Here is an 18,055-nt window from a genome sequence, read left to right on the forward strand (position 1 = left end):
TCTCTTCGCCGACGGGCGTCGCCCGCGCTGTATTCGGCCCACCGGGCTTTCCGCCGACGCCGGCCGGGCGTCGGCCAGACTGCACACATGATCCCCATGCGGTACGACGTGCTCGACGTCTTCACCGATGCCGCGTTCGCCGGCAATCCCCTCGCGGTGGTGCACGGCGGCGTCGACCTCTCGTCCGTTCAGATGCAGGCGATCGCCGCGGAGTTCGGCCTCTCGGAGACCGCGTTCCCGCTCCCGCCGACCACCGCTGAGGCCGACTATCGGCTGCGCATCTTCACGCCCGCGAAGGAGTTGCCCTTCGCAGGTCACCCCAGCGTGGGCGCGGCATGGCTGCTCGCGCAGAAGGGCCTCATCAGCACCGGTGACGTCGTGCAGGAGTGCGGGGCCGGGCTGCTGCCGGTGCACGTGGACACGCACGGCGCGCAGGTGAGCGGCGGCGCCCCCGTCGTCGGGCCGGCGCTGGACGGTGCGGCGCTCGCGGTCGCGGTCGGGCTGCGCGCCGAAGACGTCGAGCCCGGCGTCCCGGCCGGCGTGGCCGCGGCAGGCGTGCCCTACGCCGTTCTTCCCGTGCGCGCGGACGCCGTAGCGCGTGCCGGCGTGCCGAACCCCGCGGCCCTGCGCGAGCTCGCGCCGGACCTCGTGGGCGTCGCGGTCGTGTCCTACGACCGCACGGCCTGGCAGGCCCACATGCGGATGTTCGCCCCCGAAGCCGGCGTCACCGAGGACCCCGCCACGGGTTCGGCGGCCGTGGCGCTCGGTGTGTTCCTCGTCGACCGCGGGGTGCTTCCGGCCGACGGGCAGTCCGGCTTCCTCGTGGCGCAGGGCGCGGAGATCGGACGCCCGTCGCACCTGGCGGTCCTCGTGCAGGCGATCGGGGGCGTCACGCAGGCGACGTCGGTGCGCGGCGGAGTGGTGGCCGTCGCCCGTGGTGAGCTGCTCGCCCTCCCCTGACGGGGATCAGCCACCCGACCGGTGAGAACCGGATCACCCCACCCCGCACATCCGGCGGGGACGTGCCAGCATCGTCGGAACCCGGCCGTCTCGATGCCGACGTCGACAAGGAGTCGCCCGTGAACGACCCCGCGAACGCAGCAGCCACCCCGGCTCGGTCCGGCGAGGGTGTGGCCGGCACGGGGATACGGGCCCGCCGGTCCTGCCTCGCCGTGCCCGGCTCCAGCCAGAAGTTCATCGACAAGGCCCGCACACTGCCCGCCGACCAGGTGTTCCTCGACCTGGAGGACGCGTGTGCTCCGCTGGCCAAGCCGGAGGCCCGCAAGACCATCGTCGCGGCCCTCAACGAGGGCGGGTGGGACGAGCGGCTGCGCGTGGTCCGGGTGAACGACTGGACCACCGAATGGACCTACCGGGACGTCACGGAGGTCGTCGAGGGGGCGGGCGCCAACCTCGACGCCGTCATGCTGCCGAAGGTGCAGACGCCCGAGCAGATCGTGGCGCTCGACATGCTGATCACGCAGATCGAGAAGACCATGGGCTACGAGGTCGGGCGGATCGGTATCGAGGCGCAGATCGAGAACGCGCTGGGCCTCACCAACGTCAACGCGATCGCCACGGCGTCGCCGCGGGTGGAGACGATCATCTTCGGCCCGGCCGACTTCATGGCGTCGATCAACATGAAATCGCTGGTGGTGGGGGAGCAGCCCCCCGGTTACGACGTGGGCGACGCCTATCACCACATCCTCATGAGCATCCTCATGGCGGCCAGGGCGCACGACAAGCAGGCGATCGACGGCCCGTACCTGCAGATCAAGGACGTCGACGGGTTCCGCAGGGTGGCCGGGCGGTCCGCCGCGCTCGGGTTCGACGGCAAGTGGGTGCTGCACCCCGGCCAGATCGACGCGGCCAACGAGACCTTCAGCCCACGGCAGGAGGACTACGACCACGCCGAGAACATCCTCGACGCCTACGACTGGTACACCTCGGAGGCGGGCGGGAAGCGGGGGGCCGCGATGATCGGCGACGAGATGATCGACGAGGCGTCCCGCAAGATGGCGCTCGTCATCTCCGGCAAGGGCCGCGCCGCCGGCATGCAGCGCACCGACCGCTGGACCCCACCGGAGTCCTGACCAGGCCGGGCGTCCTCATCCGGACTCTGGTGAGGACGTTCACATCCCGACCATGTGCTCGGTATGTCATGCAGGGGGATACTTCTTCACCACCAGTCCAGCGCCGGGACGTCTGCATCCCCGGTGGCCCGAGACGCCTGCCAGGAGGAACGCCATGGCCCGGCTCGCCCAGACCGCCGGTCTCACCGAGATCCAGCAGGAGATCCTGTCCACCGTCAGGACGTTCGTGGACAAGGAGATCATCCCGCACGCCACCGCGCTCGAACATGACGACACCTACCCGCAGGACATCGTCGACGGGATGAAGGAGATGGGCCTGTTCGGGCTCACGATCCCGGAGGAGTTCGGCGGGCTCGGTGAGTCGCTGCTGACGTATGCGCTGGTGGTGGAGCAGATCGCCCGCGGGTGGATGAGCGTCTCCGGGGTGATCAACACCCACTTCATCGTGGCGCACATGATCGCCCACCACGGCACCGACGAGCAGAAGCAGCGTTACCTGCCCCGGATGGCCACGGGCGAGGTGCGCGGGTCGTTCTCGATGTCGGAGCCGGATCTGGGCTCCGACGTGGCGGCGATCAAGACCAAAGCCGTGGCCGACGGCGACGACTTCGTCATCGACGGCGCCAAGATGTGGCTCACCAACGGAGGCACGTCCAACCTCACGGCCGTGCTCGTGCGCACCGACGAGGGCGCTGACCGCCCGCACCAGAACCTCACCTGCTTCCTGGTGGAGAAGCCGGAGGGCTACGGCGAGGTCGCTCCCGGGCTCATCGTGCCGGGCAAGATCGACAAGATGGGCTACAAGGGCGTGGACACCACCGAGCTGGTGTTCAAGGGCCACCGCGTGGCGGCCGGCCAGATCCTCGGTGGCAAACGCGGCGGAGGCTTCGCCCAGATGATGGACGGCGTCGAGGTCGGCCGGGTGAATGTCGCGGCCCGCGCGTGCGGCATCTCGATCCGTGCCTTCGAGCTCGCCGTGGAGTACGCGCAGCAGCGCAGCACCTTCGGCAAACCGATCGCCGAGCACCAGGCCATCGCGTTCAAGCTGGCCGAGATGGCCACGAAGGTCGAGGCCGCGCACCTCATGATGGTCAACGCGGCACGGCTCAAGGACTCCGGGGAGCGGTTCGACGTCGAATCCGGCATGGCCAAGCTGCTGGCCAGCGAGTACTGCGCGGAGGTCACGCAGGAGTCGTTCCGCATCCACGGCGGCTACGGGTACTCCAAGGAGTACGAGATCGAGCGGCTCATGCGGGAGGCGCCGTTCCTGCTGATCGGCGAGGGCACGTCGGAGATCCAGAAGACGATCATCAGCAGGGGTCTGTTGAAGGAGTACAAGCTCCGCTGATTCTGCAGTTGTGGCTGGGTCGGCGGAGACTTGAGGTGGTCGTCGAGACCACGTCGTGACACTCCAGGGCACCGGCCGCCCCGGTTTCGTGTGATCATCCGGGGAACGGGCACTTCGTCCCTGGTTCTGGCGTTGGCATGCTGTGGACCCATGACCGCCAGGAGTCCCGACAACGAGCTAGAGGAGGCCCCGTGACCACACCGTTCGGCGGCCCCGCGCGCACCGCGCCCGGCCTGCCCAATCTGCCGACCCCGCCCACCGGATGGCCGGTGGGTTCTTACGCCACGTACGAGGAGGCACAGCGGGCCGTCGACCATCTCGCCGATGCGGACTTCCCTGTCCGGGACGTCACCATTGTCGGTGTCGACCTGATGCTCGTAGAACGGGTGATCGGCCGTCTCACCTGGGGCCGCGTACTGGTCTCCGGCGCCGCGTCCGGTGCGTGGTTCGGTCTGTTCGTCGGCCTGTTACTCAGCCTGTTCACCGCAGGCGGCTCGTCCTTCGGGCCGATCCTGGTGGGTCTGGCCAGCGGTATCGTGTTCGGCCTCGTCTTCGCAGCCGTCGGCTACGGCGCTTCGAAGGGACGCCGCGACTTCACCTCGGCCAGCCAGATGGTGGCCGGCCGGTACGACGTCCTGTGCCAGCCGCGCAACGCCGAGAAGGCCCGCGAACTGCTGGCCAAACTGGCGATGGGCACCAAGCCCGTCTGACCTCTGGCGGGCACCTAGTGCCGAGGAAACGAGGTCGTCTTACCCGCCTCCGGCGCCCAGACGGCGCCTCGCAGCGTTGTCGTCGGCGCCGATACAACAGCGGTATCGGCGCCTCCTCCGCCTTGCGATCCATCCACCTGGACACCGAATCCGGGCAAGGAACCCCGTTTCCGCGACACTAGACCACTCCATATCGTTCCCGTCTCGGAGCGCATCCCCGTTTGCGGGCTGCGCGTCACGCGCCTAGGTTCGGATCATCCGGTGCGCAGGGTGACCGGCATCACACGTTGGGCGACGTGGCCGACCTCGACCGTCGGCCGGGACGGGAGCACGAATGCGGGATCCGGTGCGTCCGGAGTCGCGACGATCACGGCGCCGACCACTCGTTGCCGGGGTCTGCGCTGTGCTGGCGGCAGCCGCGGTCGCTGGGTGCGGTTCGGGAACGACCGGCCCCCCGGTTCTGAACTTCTACGGTCCCGCCGACGGCGCCACGCAGTACAGCGAGGCCGCGCAGGACTGCACAGCCCAGTCCGGAGGCCGCTACTCCGTCGTCTACAACGGGCTTGCCAAGGGCGCTGACGACCAACGACTCCAGCTCGCCCGGCGCCTGGTCGCAGGCGACCCCGAGGTCGACATCGTCGGCATCGACGTCACCTGGACCGCGGAGTTCGCGGCGGCCGGGTGGATCGAGAAGCTCCCGGAGGACGTCGCCGCGCAGGTGCGCCTGGGCACGCTCGAGGGGCCGCTGCAGACGGCCACCTACCAGGGCGCACTGTGGGCCGCGCCGCTGAACACCAACACGCAGGTGCTCTGGTACCGCAAGGATCTCTCGCCCACACCGCCCACCACGTGGGACGAGATGATCGCCGCTTCCGAGCGGCTCGCCCAGCAGGGCCTCCCGTCCTACATCGAGGTGCAGGCCGCCCAGTACGAAGGCCTCGTGGTCTGGTTCAACACGCTGCTGGCCAGCGCCGGGGGCCAGATCGTCGACGAAGCGGGCAACGTGCTGCTCGGCCAGGGCGACGCGGCGCAGAAGGCGTTGTCGATCATGCAGCGCGTGGCATCGGCGCCCGGCTCCGACCCGTCGCTGTCGGTCAACAAGGAGAACGACGGACGGCTGGCCATGGAGGCAGGCACGGCCGCCTTCCAGGTCAACTATCCGTTCGTCTACGCCTCCATCCACACCCCGCCACCCGACGGAGGGGGCGGTGGCACCTTCATCGACGCACAGGGCAAGCCCACCAGCGCCGACACCGGCCGCCGTGTGGTCGACGAGTTCGCCTGGGCTCCCTACCCGAGTGTCGTCCCCGGGCGGCCGGCCAAGCCGACGATCGGTGGCATCAACCTCGCGGCCAGCAGCACCGGTGAGCACCCCGACCTGGCGTTCGAGGCCATCCAGTGCCTGCGCAACCGCGACAACCAGTTGCGCAACGCCGTGGACGGCGGTGTGCCCCCCACCCTCGCCGACCTCTACACCGACCCCGCGTTCCAGGCCGAGTACCCCGCGTGGGAGGCGATCAAGAACTCGCTCGACAACGCGAGCGTCCGCCCGCTGACGCCGGGATACACGAGCATCTCGATCGTGCTCTCGGACCTGCTCAACCCGCCCGCGGCGATCGACCCGGCCACCGCCGTGCCTGAGCTCGTCGACCAGGTCCGGGGCGCGGCCAACTCCGAAGGGCTGGTGCCATGACCATCCAGAGTGGTGCTCTCGCGGCGGCCACCGAGCAGGAGACGCGCCGCCCGCAGAAACCCACCAAGGCGCAGCTGTCGGAGGGCAAGCGGGCGGAGCGCAACCTCGGGCTGCTGCTGTGCGCCCCGGCGGTGATCATCATCGTGCTGGTCGCCGCCTACCCGATCGGCTACGCGCTGTGGCTGTCGCTGCAGCGCTATGACCTGCGGTTCCCCGCCGAGCAGGCCTTCGTGGGGCTCTCCAACTACGTCACCGTGCTCACGTCGGGCTACTGGTGGCAGGCGTTCGGCGTCACCATGCTGATCACGGTGGTCTCGGTGGCGATCGAGTTCGTGCTGGGGCTCGCGCTCGCGCTGATCATGCACCGCACGCTCGTGGCCCGTGGCCTCGTGCGCACGGTCGTCCTCATCCCGTACGGGATCGTCACGGTGGTGGCCGCATTCAGCTGGCAGTTCGCCTGGACACCGGACAAGGGCTACCTGGCGGCCCTGTTGCCGGGCGGCAGCGCGCCGCTCACCGAGTTCGGGTCGGCGCTGGCGATCGTCATCCTCGCCGAGGTCTGGAAGACCACCCCGTTCATGGCTCTGTTGCTGCTCGCAGGCCTGGCGCTCGTGCCCGACGACCTGCTCAAGGCCGCGCAGGTGGACGGCGCAGGTCCGTGGCAGCGGCTGACGCAGATCATCCTGCCGATGATGAAGCCGGCGATCCTCGTGGCCTTGCTCTTCCGCACCCTCGACGCGTTCCGGGTGTTCGACAACATCTACATCCTCACCCAGGGCTCGAACGGCACCGGATCGGTGTCGATGCTCGGCTACGACAACCTGTTCAAGGCCTTCAACCTCGGCATCGGATCGGCGATCAGTGTGCTGATCTTCATCTGTGTCGCTCTGATCGCCCTTTTGTTCATCAAGCTCTTCGGCGCCGCGGCGCCGGGCTCCGAGCCCAGCGGGAGGCGATAGAGATGGCCACCACGACGACGGGCGATCCGCGCGCGAGGGTCTGGTGGGGGATCGCGGGTTTCGTGGTCGTGCTGTACGCGCTGATCCCGGTGCTGTGGATCCTGAGCCTCTCGTTCAAGACCACCGACACGATCACCGACGGCAACTTCATCCCGCGCAGCTGGACGCTGGACAACTACGCGCAGATCTTCTCGCTCGACATCTTCACCAGGGCGCTGGTGAACTCGATCGGCATCTCGATCATCGCCACGGTGCTCGCCGTGGTGATCGGCACGATGGCGGCCTATGCCATCGCCCGGCTCGACTTCCCCGGCAAGAAGGTGCTGGTCGGAGTGTCGCTGCTGATCGCGATGTTCCCGCAGATCTCGCTGGTCTCACCGCTGTTCGACATCGAGCGTGCGGTGGGGCTCTTCGACACCTGGCCCGGACTGATCCTGCCCTACATCACGTTCGCGCTGCCGCTCGCGATCTACACGCTCTCGGCGTTCTTCCGTGAGATCCCGTGGGAGCTCGAGAAGGCCGCCAAGATGGACGGTGCCACACCGCTTCAGGCGTTCCGCTCGGTGATCGTCCCGCTGGCCGCGCCGGGCGTGTTCACCACGGCGATCCTGGTGTTCATCTTCTGCTGGAACGACTTCCTCTTCGCGATCTCGCTGACCTCGACGCTGCGGTCCCAGACCGCCACCGTGGCGATCGCGAACTTCACCGGTGCCTCGCAGTTCGCGGAGCCGACGGGCTCGATCGCGGCTGCGGCGGTGCTGCTCACCATTCCGATCATCATCTTCGTCCTGTTGTTCCAGCGGCGCATCGTCGCCGGCCTGACCTCCGGCGCAGTGAAGGGCTGAGATCTCGTGGCTGACATCGTTCTGGACCACATCACCAAGCGCTATCCCGACGGCACCGTCGCCGCGGACGACATCAACATCGAGATCGCCGACGGCGAGTTCATCATCCTGGTGGGTCCGTCCGGCTGCGGGAAGTCCACGGCGCTCAACATGATCGCCGGGCTCGAGGACATCAGCGAGGGCGAGGTGCGGATCGGCGGCGAGCGCATGAACGAGCGTGCGCCCAAGGACCGTGACATCGCGATGGTCTTCCAGTCCTACGCGCTCTACCCGCACATGACCGTGCGCGAGAACATGGGCTTCCCGCTCAAGATCGCCAAGGTGGACAAGGCCGAGATCAACCGCAAGGTCGAGGAGGCCGCGAAGATCCTCGACCTCACCCAGCACCTCGACCGCAAGCCCGCCAACATGTCCGGCGGTCAGCGCCAGCGCGTGGCGATGGGTCGCGCCATCGTGCGCAACCCCAAGGCGTTCCTCATGGACGAGCCACTGTCCAATCTCGACGCCAAGCTGCGCGTGCAGATGCGCACGATGGTCTCCAAGCTCCAGCAGCGGCTGGAGACCACCACCGTGTACGTCACGCACGACCAGACCGAGGCCATGACGCTCGGCGACCGCATCGTCGTGATGCGCGGTGGGATCGTGCAGCAGGTCGGGTCGCCGCAGACGCTCTACGACACGCCGGCCAACCTGTTCGTTGCGGGCTTCATCGGCTCGCCTGCCATGAACTTCCTGCCCGCGAAGCTGGAGGAGGGGTCGTTCCGCACCGCGCTGGGCGACTTCGTCCTCAGCGACGAGTTGCGCCGCACCCTCGAGGACGCCGGCTCGGCACGCGAGGTGATCGTCGGCATCCGGCCCGAGCACTTCGAGGACGCGTCGCTGGTCGAGGACCACCAGCGCGCCCGCGGGTCGGTCTTCACCGCCCAGGTCGACGTGCTGGAGTCCATGGGCTCGGACAAGTTCGCCTACTTCAGCATCGAGGGCGAGCAGGCGATGTCCGACGACCTCGCCGACCTCGCGGCCGACGCCGGCACCGCCGACGTGCCCGGCGGCGACACCGGCACGCTGGTCACGCGCCTGGCGGCAACGTCCGGCGTCCGTGAGGGCGAGCGGGCCGAGGTGTGGGTGGACACGGCCAAGATCCAGGTCTTCGACCCGTCCAGCGGGAAGAACCTGACCTCGGGCACCGGCACGGCGCAGCCGGCGGCGAGCCCGGCCGTTGCCGAGAGCACGGTCGCCTCCGACGCCGGGAGCTGAGGCCGACACACGGCGGAGCGGCCGGCCCGGTCATCTGCCCGGGTCGGCCCGCAGCCGGTCGACCACGTCGTCGTCCCAGCGGTGCGTGCGCGTCAGGCGGTAGCGCTGGCACGCCAGGTGCAGGTACGCCTCCGTCTCCGTGCGGTCGCCGACGAGGTCGGCCTGCTCGAGCATCCGCACGACCGGGCGGTACTCCTCGGCGTACCAGCGGCGGGCCACGGTCTCGCGGTCGAGGTAGCGGGCCTCCTGCTGCATCAGCCGGAAGCCCCACGCCTCGACGGTCTCGCTGAGCTCGGCGTACGACCACGCGTCCGTGACGAGGATCGTGCAGAGCGCTGCGCCGGGCAGGGGAACCCGATCGAGGAAGACACGGCGGAGGTCCTTTGTGATCAGATCACCGCGCCGCGAGATCCCGGTCGCGTCGATCGTGGTGGTCACCTCCGTGACGAACGCGTCGATCGACCGCAGTCCCAGCGCGTGCGCCACCGAGACGCGGTGGTGGCCGTCGCGCACGAAGTACAACTCGCCCACCTTGTAGGCGTAGATCGGCGGGATCGCCTCGCCGCGCCGCTGCGCCCGTGCCAGCCGCTCCCATCGCTCCCGGGTGCGCTGCGAGCGTGGCCGGAACAAGCGATCGAAGTCACGCGTCCTGTCGACGCTGCCGACGATCGCGTCCACGGGCACGACCTGCAGACCGAGTCGGCGTTCGCCGGTGCGGCCCAACGCCGCCACGACCTCGTCGAAGGGCAGGACCTCGTTGACGTCGTCCGGCTCGCGCCGCAGCCATGCCGCAAGCCGGGAGAGCACCTGCCTCCGGCGGACCCGCAGGAAGTCGTTCTCGGCGTCGGCGGTCGGGAAGCCGGTGGCGGGCATTCACGCCTCCTCACGCGGGGGTCGCTGCTGCCCCGCCTCGACACCGTCGCCGGAGCGCGGGCCACGCTGGCAGCGTACGGGTCGTGGCCACGGTGGGGCCGTATGCACGAAGATGCTGAGTGTGTCCTCCTCGTCGAAGCCGAGTCCTGTAGAGCGCGGAGGTGTACCGCGCTCGTTCGACGCCCATGCCCGGTCCTACGACAAGCTCGTCGCCGCCAACCGCGGGTACCACGAGCACCTGCGGATGTCGGTGAGACGGATGGGAATTCCCAATCAAGGGGCCGGGCTGCGACTGCTCGACCTGGGCTGCGGCACCGGCGCATCCACGGCGGCGCTTCTCGATGGGGCACCGGAGGCCCAGATCACCGCTGTGGATGCGTCGGCCGAGATGCTCGCGCAGGCCCGCGCGAAGACCTGGCCGTCCAATGTGGAGTTCGTGCACGGCAACGTCGAGAACCTGGCGATGACCGGGATCATCGGTCCTTACGACGGCATCCTGGCGGCCTACCTGGTGCGCAACCTCGTGCACCGTGACGCCGCATTACGCCAGTTCTACCGCCTGCTGCGGCCGGGCGCGCCGATCGCCGTGCACGAGTACTCGGTGCGTGACTCGCTGCGCAGCCGTGCGGTCTGGACCGCGGTGTGCTGGGGCGTGATCATCCCGATGGGGAAGATCCGCGCGGGATCCGCCGACCTGTACCGCTACCTGTGGCGCAGCGTCATGCAGTTCGACAGCGTGCCGGCGCTCTCCCAGCGGCTGGCCGCGGCCGGTTTCGAGGACCTGCGGGTGCAGACCGTGCCGGGCTGGCAGCAGCACATCGTGTACACGTTCCTCGGACGGCGGCCCGCCGTCGACGACACGGCGATCGACGATCCCGCTGTCCCTGCGGCCCCACCGATCGATCCGGACGCCGCGACGCCGCCCGACGGCATCGAGGTGACGACGCCCGCGACGGACACCTGAGGCCGATATCGGCGTGCTGGTGCGGCTCGGCACCGCTAGCGTGGCGCCGTGCATCGCATGTTCCCGATCACCCCGCCGCCCCGCTCCTAGCGGGGCCGCCTCCGCACTCGCCCCACCGGGGCGACGTGCGTTCCACGGTCGTCCGGCCGCCGGCGCCTCGCGCCGGTAGCGCGCCTGGATCGGCCCCGCTTCCGCGACCCCTTCCTTCCTCTGTCGCAGGAGCGCAGCACAGCCATGCCCATCGTTCGCACCACCCCGGTGTCCGGGGTGTCCTTTCTCGTTCTCTCAGGGGTCCTCTGGGGCACCGGCGGGTTGCTCGGTCGCATGCTGGCCGACACCGCAGGCCTCTCGTCGTCCGCGGTGGCGACCTACCGGCTCGGCATCGGGGGGCTGCTCATCGTCGGATACCTCCGGGTCACCGGGCGCCCGCTGCCCCGCAGCCGCGCCGCATGGCGACGCATCGCCGTCACGGCTGTACTCGCGGCCCTCTTCCAGGCCGCCTACTTCACGGCCGTCAGCCTGACCTCGGTCAGTCTCGCCACGCTCGTGACGATCGGCTCGTCGCCGGTGCTGGTGCTGCTGGCCCGCCGCCGCTCGGCGGGGCGGCGTCAGGTGGCGGGGGTCGTCCTGGCGATGCTGGGTCTGGCCATGCTCGTCGGGCTGCCCGCCGGCCACGGCACGACGCCCGCCGGCCACGTGCTGATCGCCGTGGCTTTCGCGGTGCTCGCCGCGGCCGGCTTCAGCGCGATGACGCTCATCGCGGAGCGGCCGGTTCCGGACCTGGACGACGCGGCCACCGCCGGTCTCGCGTTCACCATCGGTGGTGCGTTGCTCGTCCCGGTCACCCTCGCCACGTCAGGCCTGTCGTTCGTGCCCGACGCCCGGTCGATCGGCCTCCTCGTCGCGCTCTGCCTCGTCCCCACCGCGGTCGCCTACACGTGCTATTTCCGCGGGCTGCGCACCGCGCCGGCTGCACTCGGCGCCTTGATGGCACTGCTGGAACCGCTGACTGCCGCGGTTCTGGCCGCGGTACTTCTCGGTGACCGGCTGGGTGGTGTCGGTATCGCGGGGGCGCTGCTCCTCGGGGCCGCGGTCGTGCTGGCAGGCGTAGGGAGCCGGGACCGAGCGGAGCCGCAGCCCGGCGGCGCGTGAGGCGAGCGGCGTCGCCTCGTCGCGAGGGGTTTGAGGTCGCACTTCGGGACGGTCAAGGGGAGTTGGCGCCGCTCTGACCTGCACTTTGTGTTGCCCGCGGGGTATTGACGACTGGGTCTATCTACAGGACTCTCAGTGCGAGAGGGGGCTGTCCGGAGGGGGTCGGAGCCTACGGGGTCCCGGTCGGACAGCCCCCTCCGAACCGGCACCGAACCTGTGGCTGCCGGATTCGTCTGTACGGGAAGCCGGCGTCGCCATCAGCGACGGCCGAGGCCGATCTCCCGCCGGGTCCTCCTATGTCCGGGATGACGTCGCAGGCGAGGCCAGGACCCCGAACCGGCTCGACCCCAGGAGGAAGCAGCAGTGATCTTCCGCAGCCCGTATCCCGATGTGGACATCCCGGACGTCGCACTCCCGGAGTTCCTGTTCGGTCATCTCGACCCCGCCGACGCCGACCGCCCGGCCGTGCTAGCTGCCGACACCGGGCGGGGATACACCTTCGGGGAGCTCACCCGCACCGTCTCGGGTGTGGCATCCGCCCTCGGTGAACGGGGATTGGGACGCGGCGACGTCGCTGCGATCTTCGCCCCGAACACACCCGACTACCCGGCGGCCTTCCACGGGGTGCTCGGGGCGGGTGCGGTGGCGTCCCCGGCCAACGCGCTCTACACGCCCGACGAGCTCGCCCACCAACTGCGCGACTCGGCGGCACGCATCCTGTTCACCACACCCGGGCACCTGGACCGGGCGCGGGCGGCCGTGGCGCACGACGGCGTGCGGGTGAGCGAGATCGTCGTGCTCGGTGAGCCGACCGGGCGTCGCGGAGCGGTGCCGGAGACGTCGCTCGACGAGATGGTCGGCGGTGCCGACACCAGCCGGGCCGCCGCGGCGGTCGCGCCGGACGACCTCGCCGCCCTGCCCTACTCCTCGGGCACGACGGGGCTGCCGAAGGGTGTGCAACTCACCCATCGGAACCTCGCCGTGAACCTGCTGCAGAACGATCCGATCGGCCGGGTCAGGCCCCACTCGCGTCTGATCGCCGTGGTGCCGATGTCCCACAGCTACGGGATCACCGCGGTCATGAACCAGGGGCTGCAGTACCGTGCTCTCGTCGTCACCCTGCCGCGGTTCGAGCTGGCGGCGTTCCTCCAGGCGATCGCCGAGCACCGCATCAACCACATTCACGTGGTTCCGCCGATCATGCTCGCGCTCGCGCGCAGCCCGCTCGTCGACTCCTACGACCTGAGCAGCCTCGACATCGTCGTGTCGGCCGCCGCACCGCTCGACCGGGACCTCGCCAAGGCGGTCGCCGACCGGCTGGGCGTCACTGTCCTGCAGGCCTACGGCATGACCGAGTCCAGTCCTTGCACCCACGGCATTCCCAGAGACCGGCCCGACATCGACCGCGGGAGCATCGGCGTGGTGATGCCGAACGTCGAGGCCAGGGTCGTCGACCTGATGACGGGCACGGACGTCGCGGGGGGTGAGCCGGGTGAGCTGATCTGCCGTGGCCCGAACATCATGCGCGGCTACCGGAACAATCCCGAGGCCACGGCGGCCACGGTGGATGCGGACGGGTACCTGCACACGGGGGATGTGGTGACGGTCTCCGAGGACGGCGTCTTCCACGTGGTCGACCGGGTCAAGGAGCTCATCAAGTACAAGGGCTACCAGGTCGCGCCCGCCGAGCTGGAGGCCCTCCTGCTCAGGCACGAGGGGATCGCGGACGCGGCGGTGGTCGGCCTGCCCGGCCCGGACGGCGAGGAGCGGCCCAAGGCGTTCGTCGTCCGCCGGGAGTGCGCGGAGCAGCTCCCACCGGAGAAGTTCGCCGAGGACGTGATGAACTTCGTCGCCGACCGTGTGGCGCCCTACAAGAAGGTGCGCGCGGTCGAGTTCGTCGACCTCATCCCGAGGTCCGCAGCGGGCAAGATCCTCCGGAAGGCGCTTCGCGCCGCCTCGCGCGGGTCCGAGTAGCGAATTCAGCCGCGCGCCCGCAGCGTGTAGCGGCGTTCGGCATACGCGATGTCGTCGCGCCAGAGCCGGCGGGCGGCCACGGCGATGAGCGGGCGCAGCGCACCGACGACGTGGCGTGCGTGGCCGAACCCGGGACGGTCGGAGTGGGCGACCACGGCCTCGATCACGGCGGTACGGGGGAGCCCGTCGGCGTCCGGCCGCAACGGCGTCGCGTGCGTCTCGACGACGCTACCGGCGCCCTCGCCGTCGACGATCTCCATCGTGATCGTCCGCGCGTCGGGGCAGCTGAACTCCGCGCGCACCGGAACACCGAGGCGCTTGCCCACCGTGAACGTCACTTCGACGAGGAAACGGTCCTCGGCAGGCGGAGCGTCGAGCGGCGGCGCGCTGAGTACGCGCAGCGCCGTGAAGGAGTACGGGTGGAGCCACGCCCCGTGCCACGGGTCGAGCCGGTTGGCGATGACGTCCTCCGGCTCGCACCGGCCGATCACGGTGGCGACGGCGGCGAGCCCCTGGTCAGCGGGACGGGGGCCGAGCACAGGGGCGTCCGACGGGCGATCGTCAGGGCCGAGAGTGTCGTCCAGGCGCACCCAGGCGAGGACGCCGTCGTCGTGGGCCGGTGCGGGTCGCCAGCCGGGCCGCCCGGACGGGCCCAGTGCAAGGCCGTGCCAGCGGCAGACGAGCCGCCCCTCGTGGACGGGGGCGTCGCACAGTGGGGCCCCCAGGTGCGGGCAGGCTCCCGGTCCGACGTGCAGTGCTCCCGTGTCGTCGCGCCACGCCACGAGCTCGCGACCGGCGACGAACCGGCCGAACGCGCGCCCCGGACGGATCTCACGGCTGGCGGCGAACACGAACCACCCGCCGGGCGAACGGCGCTGCGCCCGCTGCAGCGCGGCAGCGATGAGCCCGGGCGCCGCGTCGCTCCACGTCGGCCGCTGCTCGGCCCACGGGGGGCGGTGCAGCCGGCGCAGCGGATTGACGGAACGGTGCTCGTTCACCGCCTCAGGCTAGGACTGGCGGGCCGAGCCCGCCGGTCGATCGCCCGGCCCGGTCGAGTGGTGGGTGTGTGGCGGTCTCACAGCCATTCGTTGCGGCGGAACACCCGGAAGAGCCCCAGACAGGTGAAGCCGATCACGAGCAGCACGAGCGGGTAGCCGAAGCGCCAGTGCAGCTCGGGCATGAACTCGAAGTTCATCCCGTAGATGCCGGCGATCATCGTGGGCACCGAGATCATGGCGGCGTAGGCGGTGATCTTGCGCATGTCGTTGTTCTGCCGCATGGTGATCTTCGCCAGCGCCGCGTCGACGAGCGTGGTGAGCAGCTCGTTGAAGCCCGCGATCCGCTCCGTGACCGTGACCATGTGGTCGTCTACATCACGGAAGTAGGACCGCACGTCGTGCGGCACGAGTGAGCTGTAGCCCTCGGTCAGCTTCCGCACCGGCGCTCCCAGCGGCACGACGGCGCGCCGCAGCTCGAGCACCTCGCGCTTCATGACGTAGATCTGCTCGGAGTCGACCGCCGATCGGGGTTCGAAGACCTCGGTCTCGAGCTCCTCGATGTCGGTCTCGATCGCCTCCGTGACCTCGAGGTAGGCATCGACGATGTGGTCGGCGATCGCGTGCAACACCGCTGCAGGCCCGAGCGCCAGCTGCTCGGGATCGGCCTCCAGCTGGGCACGCACGTCGCTCAGGGACGAGTGCTCGCCGTGGCGCACCGTGATCACGAAGTCGGGCCCGAGGAAGACCATCACCTCGCCCGTCTCGACGATCTCGTGCTCCGGTGAGTGCTGCGGCGTGTAACAGACCGTCTTGAGCACCATGAAGAGCATGTCGTCGTAGCGCTCCAGCTTCGGGCGCTGGTGGGCGTGCACAGCGTCCTCGACGGCGAGCTCGTGCAGGCCGAAGACGTCGGCGATGCCGGTGATCTGCTCCTCGTCGGGCTCGTGGAGGCCGATCCAGACGAAGGCATTGTCGCGAATGCGGACCTCGTCGAGCGCACGTTCGTGCGTCCAGCGGCCGGGGAGGCGCTTGCCGTCGACGTAGACGGCACAGTCGACGACGTACGCCGAGATCGGGACGTGCAGCTTGGGCAGCAGCGACTCGCTGCCCTTCACGGACGACAGGCGGCCGGCCGCACGGATGGCGGGCCGCAGTGAGGACAAGGGCGGCACGAGGTACCTCCGGGAAGTTCGGGACGCGCGTGCAGTGCTCGTACGCGCGGGCGTGGAGCGTGCGTCCCGACCGGGGTGACCGTCAGCAGGTCGCCATGTCGGGAACGCGGCGACTACTACAACCGGGTGCCGTCGGCACCGCGCTCACCTCCTGGTCCTCTGCTAGCCGGTGGTGGTGACCGTCCGCGCCTCGACCCTTCGGGTCGACGGGGGGCTCGCGGCTGGCCGTACGGCTAGATTACTCCCGTACTGATATCGACAACGGAGGCGGCGGCGTTGCAGTTCGGTCGGTACTACGAGGAGTTCGAGGTCGGGGCCGTGTACAAGCACTGGCCGGGCAAGACGGTCACCGAGTACGACGACCACCTTTTCTGCCTGCTGACGATGAACCACCACCCGCTGCACCTGGACGCGAACTACGCCGAGGAGACGACGGAGTTCAAGCGCAACGTCGTGGTCGGCAACTACATCTACTCGCTGCTGCTGGGCATGTCTGTGCCCGACGTCTCAGGCAAGGCGATCGCCAACCTCGAGGTGGAGTCGCTCAAGCACACCCGCCCGACGTTCCACGGCGACACGATCTACGGCGAGACCGAGGTGCTGGGCAAGACGGAGTCGCGGTCGAAGGACGATCGCGGCGTCGTCCACGTCGAGACCAGGGGTTACAAGCAGGACGGCACGGTCGTCTGCACGTTCCGGCGCAAGGTGATGGTGCCGAAGCGCTCCTACGGCGAGGCGCGCGGCGGGGAGCAGCCTGGACGACCGGAGCCGCAGGCCTGAGAGCCGGCAGAAAAGTCAGCGGGGCAGAACTCCCCATTCGGCCAGTGTCTCCCTGAGGAGCTCGGCGAGCGGCAGTTCGGCGAACGTCGTGGCGTCGCACCACCGGGCGTCGAGCGCGTCGTCTCCGGCCCGCAGCTCGCCACCGACCACGGTGCAGATGTAGTCGGCGATGGAGTAGGGCCCTCGCTGCACCCGGCCGACGAGTGTTCCTGGACACACCACGAGCCCGGTCTCCTCGGCCATCTCACGCACGAGCGCGGTGGCGTCATCCTCTCCGGGCTCGACCCGGCCACCAGGGAGGGACCAGAGCCCTCGACCTGGCTCGTTACGCCGCTGGATCAGCAGCAGCCTGCCATCGGCGTCAAAAGTCAAGCCCCCCACACAGGGGATTTGTTCACCTTCTCGGGTCATCGCCATCGACCATACGGCCCCGCGTGCCGGATACCCTGGGACACGCGGGTGCGGTACAAATCAGTGGCAACCGGTCCTTCTACGCCAGAACGGTGGGTGTGGTGAACCTCAAGAAGATCGTCGGGTTCCTGGTGATCGCGTTGGTCGTCTTCTATATCTTCACCCAGCCGGATAGCGCTGCCGGTTCGCTAGAGAGCATCGGCACCACCCTCCGTAACGGAGCCGAGTCCGTCATCCGCTTCTTCAACCAGCTCGTCCAGTAGTCCGATGCTGGCCCCCCGTGAGATCGACGAGTACCTGCTCCCGACCGAACGTCGGGTCATCCGTGTGCGGCAGCACTGGGCCTTCATGTGGAAGCCCGTCACCCAGACCGCACTGTTCCTCGTCGCGATGGTGGTGCTGGAGCGCTTCCTGCCCGACAGCGTGCTCATCGACAACCTGACGTTCTACCTGGCACTCGTGGCGGTGCTGCGGTTCACGGTGCTCACCATCCTGTGGTGGATCGAGCGCATCGTGATCACCGACAAGCGCGTGATGCTCGCCCAGGGCATCGTCGTGCACAGCGTCGGCATGATGCCGCTCGGCAAGGTCACCGACCTCACCTTCGAGCGCTCGCTCGGCGGCCGGATCATGGGCTACGGCACTCTGATCGTCGAGTCCGCAGGTCAGATCCAGGCGCTCAACCGCATCGACTACATGCCTCGCCCGGAGGAGGTCTACGAGGCGCTCTCCGAGCTGGTGTTCGGCGAGAAGGGCAAGACGCGGGCCACGGGCATGCTGTCCCGACCGCGGGGCTGGCGGCGGTAGCCAGCGGGTTAGCCTCGGG

The 18,055-nt window shown here is 69.4% G+C and carries 18 protein-coding genes; 14 read left to right on the forward strand and 4 right to left on the reverse strand.

Annotated elements, in window-relative coordinates; genetic code table 11:
* Positions 1–87: 87 nt before the first annotated feature.
* The 8 genes from ACQPZQ_RS05380 to ACQPZQ_RS05415 all read left to right on the forward strand — a co-directional run bounded on the left by ACQPZQ_RS05380 (position 88) and on the right by ACQPZQ_RS05415 (position 8,905).
* Positions 88–960 (forward strand): PhzF family phenazine biosynthesis protein, encoded by an 873-nt coding sequence (locus ACQPZQ_RS05380; protein ID WP_433292622.1) that lies wholly within the window; start codon positions 88–90, stop codon positions 958–960.
* A 170-nt stretch (positions 961–1,130) separates the two neighbouring features.
* Entirely contained in the window at positions 1,131–2,093 is a 963-nt protein-coding gene (locus ACQPZQ_RS05385) for an HpcH/HpaI aldolase/citrate lyase family protein (protein WP_433299035.1), read from the forward strand.
* A gap of 154 nt (positions 2,094–2,247) precedes the next feature.
* Positions 2,248–3,441 (forward strand): acyl-CoA dehydrogenase family protein, encoded by a 1,194-nt coding sequence (locus tag ACQPZQ_RS05390; RefSeq protein ID WP_433292624.1) that lies wholly within the window; start codon positions 2,248–2,250, stop codon positions 3,439–3,441.
* Between the two features lie 191 nt (positions 3,442–3,632).
* Entirely contained in the window at positions 3,633–4,151 is a 519-nt protein-coding gene (locus tag ACQPZQ_RS05395) for a general stress protein (RefSeq protein WP_433292626.1), read from the forward strand.
* Positions 4,152–4,554: 403 nt separating this feature from the next.
* On the forward strand, positions 4,555–5,844 hold the full coding sequence (locus ACQPZQ_RS05400; RefSeq protein ID WP_433292628.1) for an ABC transporter substrate-binding protein: 1,290 nt from the start codon (positions 4,555–4,557) through the stop codon (positions 5,842–5,844).
* Positions 5,841–6,803: a carbohydrate ABC transporter permease gene (locus ACQPZQ_RS05405; RefSeq protein ID WP_344721745.1), complete on the forward strand. Its 963-nt coding sequence runs from the start codon at positions 5,841–5,843 to the stop codon at positions 6,801–6,803. The genes ACQPZQ_RS05400 and ACQPZQ_RS05405 overlap by 4 nt, the downstream gene beginning before the upstream one ends.
* A complete protein-coding gene (locus ACQPZQ_RS05410; protein ID WP_379660237.1) occupies positions 6,800–7,648 on the forward strand; it encodes a carbohydrate ABC transporter permease in 849 nt (282 codons plus the stop codon). The genes ACQPZQ_RS05405 and ACQPZQ_RS05410 overlap by 4 nt, the downstream gene beginning before the upstream one ends.
* A gap of 6 nt (positions 7,649–7,654) precedes the next feature.
* Entirely contained in the window at positions 7,655–8,905 is a 1,251-nt protein-coding gene (locus ACQPZQ_RS05415; protein WP_433292631.1) for an ABC transporter ATP-binding protein, read from the forward strand.
* Between the two features lie 30 nt (positions 8,906–8,935).
* On the opposite strand, the gene ACQPZQ_RS05420 is transcribed toward ACQPZQ_RS05415, so the two are convergent.
* A complete protein-coding gene (locus tag ACQPZQ_RS05420) occupies positions 8,936–9,778 on the reverse strand; it encodes a ParB N-terminal domain-containing protein (RefSeq protein ID WP_433292633.1) in 843 nt (280 codons plus the stop codon).
* A 121-nt stretch (positions 9,779–9,899) separates the two neighbouring features.
* Between ACQPZQ_RS05420 and ACQPZQ_RS05425 the strand changes: the two genes are divergently transcribed.
* From ACQPZQ_RS05425 to ACQPZQ_RS05435, 3 genes are all read left to right on the forward strand, one after another.
* Positions 9,900–10,742 (forward strand): class I SAM-dependent methyltransferase, encoded by an 843-nt coding sequence (locus tag ACQPZQ_RS05425; RefSeq protein ID WP_433292635.1) that lies wholly within the window; start codon positions 9,900–9,902, stop codon positions 10,740–10,742.
* A 234-nt stretch (positions 10,743–10,976) separates the two neighbouring features.
* Entirely contained in the window at positions 10,977–11,894 is a 918-nt protein-coding gene (locus ACQPZQ_RS05430) for a DMT family transporter (RefSeq protein ID WP_433292637.1), read from the forward strand.
* Between the two features lie 363 nt (positions 11,895–12,257).
* Positions 12,258–13,868, forward strand: a complete 1,611-nt coding sequence (locus ACQPZQ_RS05435; protein WP_433292639.1) for an AMP-binding protein — start codon at positions 12,258–12,260, stop codon at positions 13,866–13,868.
* A 5-nt stretch (positions 13,869–13,873) separates the two neighbouring features.
* Here ACQPZQ_RS05435 and ACQPZQ_RS05440 read toward each other — a convergent pair whose 3' ends face one another.
* Together ACQPZQ_RS05440 and corA are read right to left on the reverse strand one after the other, a co-directional pair.
* Positions 13,874–14,866, reverse strand: a complete 993-nt coding sequence (locus ACQPZQ_RS05440) for a DUF5914 domain-containing protein (RefSeq protein WP_433292641.1) — start codon at positions 14,864–14,866, stop codon at positions 13,874–13,876.
* Between the two features lie 77 nt (positions 14,867–14,943).
* A complete protein-coding gene (corA, locus tag ACQPZQ_RS05445) occupies positions 14,944–16,038 on the reverse strand; it encodes a magnesium/cobalt transporter CorA (protein ID WP_433292643.1) in 1,095 nt (364 codons plus the stop codon).
* A gap of 276 nt (positions 16,039–16,314) precedes the next feature.
* On the opposite strand from corA, the gene ACQPZQ_RS05450 reads away from it, so the two are divergent.
* The gene (locus tag ACQPZQ_RS05450; protein ID WP_433292645.1) at positions 16,315–16,818 is read left to right on the forward strand and encodes a MaoC family dehydratase; all 504 of its coding nucleotides are present in this window, start codon (positions 16,315–16,317) and stop codon (positions 16,816–16,818) included.
* Positions 16,819–16,833: 15 nt separating this feature from the next.
* On the opposite strand, the gene ACQPZQ_RS05455 is transcribed toward ACQPZQ_RS05450, so the two are convergent.
* Complete coding sequence (locus tag ACQPZQ_RS05455) at positions 16,834–17,229, reverse strand: NUDIX hydrolase (protein WP_433292647.1); 396 nt, start codon at positions 17,227–17,229, stop codon at positions 16,834–16,836.
* Positions 17,230–17,252: 23 nt separating this feature from the next.
* Between ACQPZQ_RS05455 and ACQPZQ_RS05460 the strand changes: the two genes are divergently transcribed.
* A complete protein-coding gene (locus ACQPZQ_RS05460) occupies positions 17,253–17,492 on the forward strand; it encodes a hypothetical protein (RefSeq protein WP_344721727.1) in 240 nt (79 codons plus the stop codon).
* A gap of 4 nt (positions 17,493–17,496) precedes the next feature.
* Positions 17,497–18,036, forward strand: coding sequence for a PH domain-containing protein (locus tag ACQPZQ_RS05465; protein WP_241038868.1), 540 nt, complete (start codon positions 17,497–17,499; stop codon positions 18,034–18,036).
* Positions 18,037–18,055: the final 19 nt, after the last annotated feature.

The organism is Pseudonocardia sp. CA-142604, assembly GCF_050948475.1.
Classification (GTDB): Bacteria; Actinomycetota; Actinomycetes; order Mycobacteriales; family Pseudonocardiaceae; genus Pseudonocardia; species Pseudonocardia alaniniphila.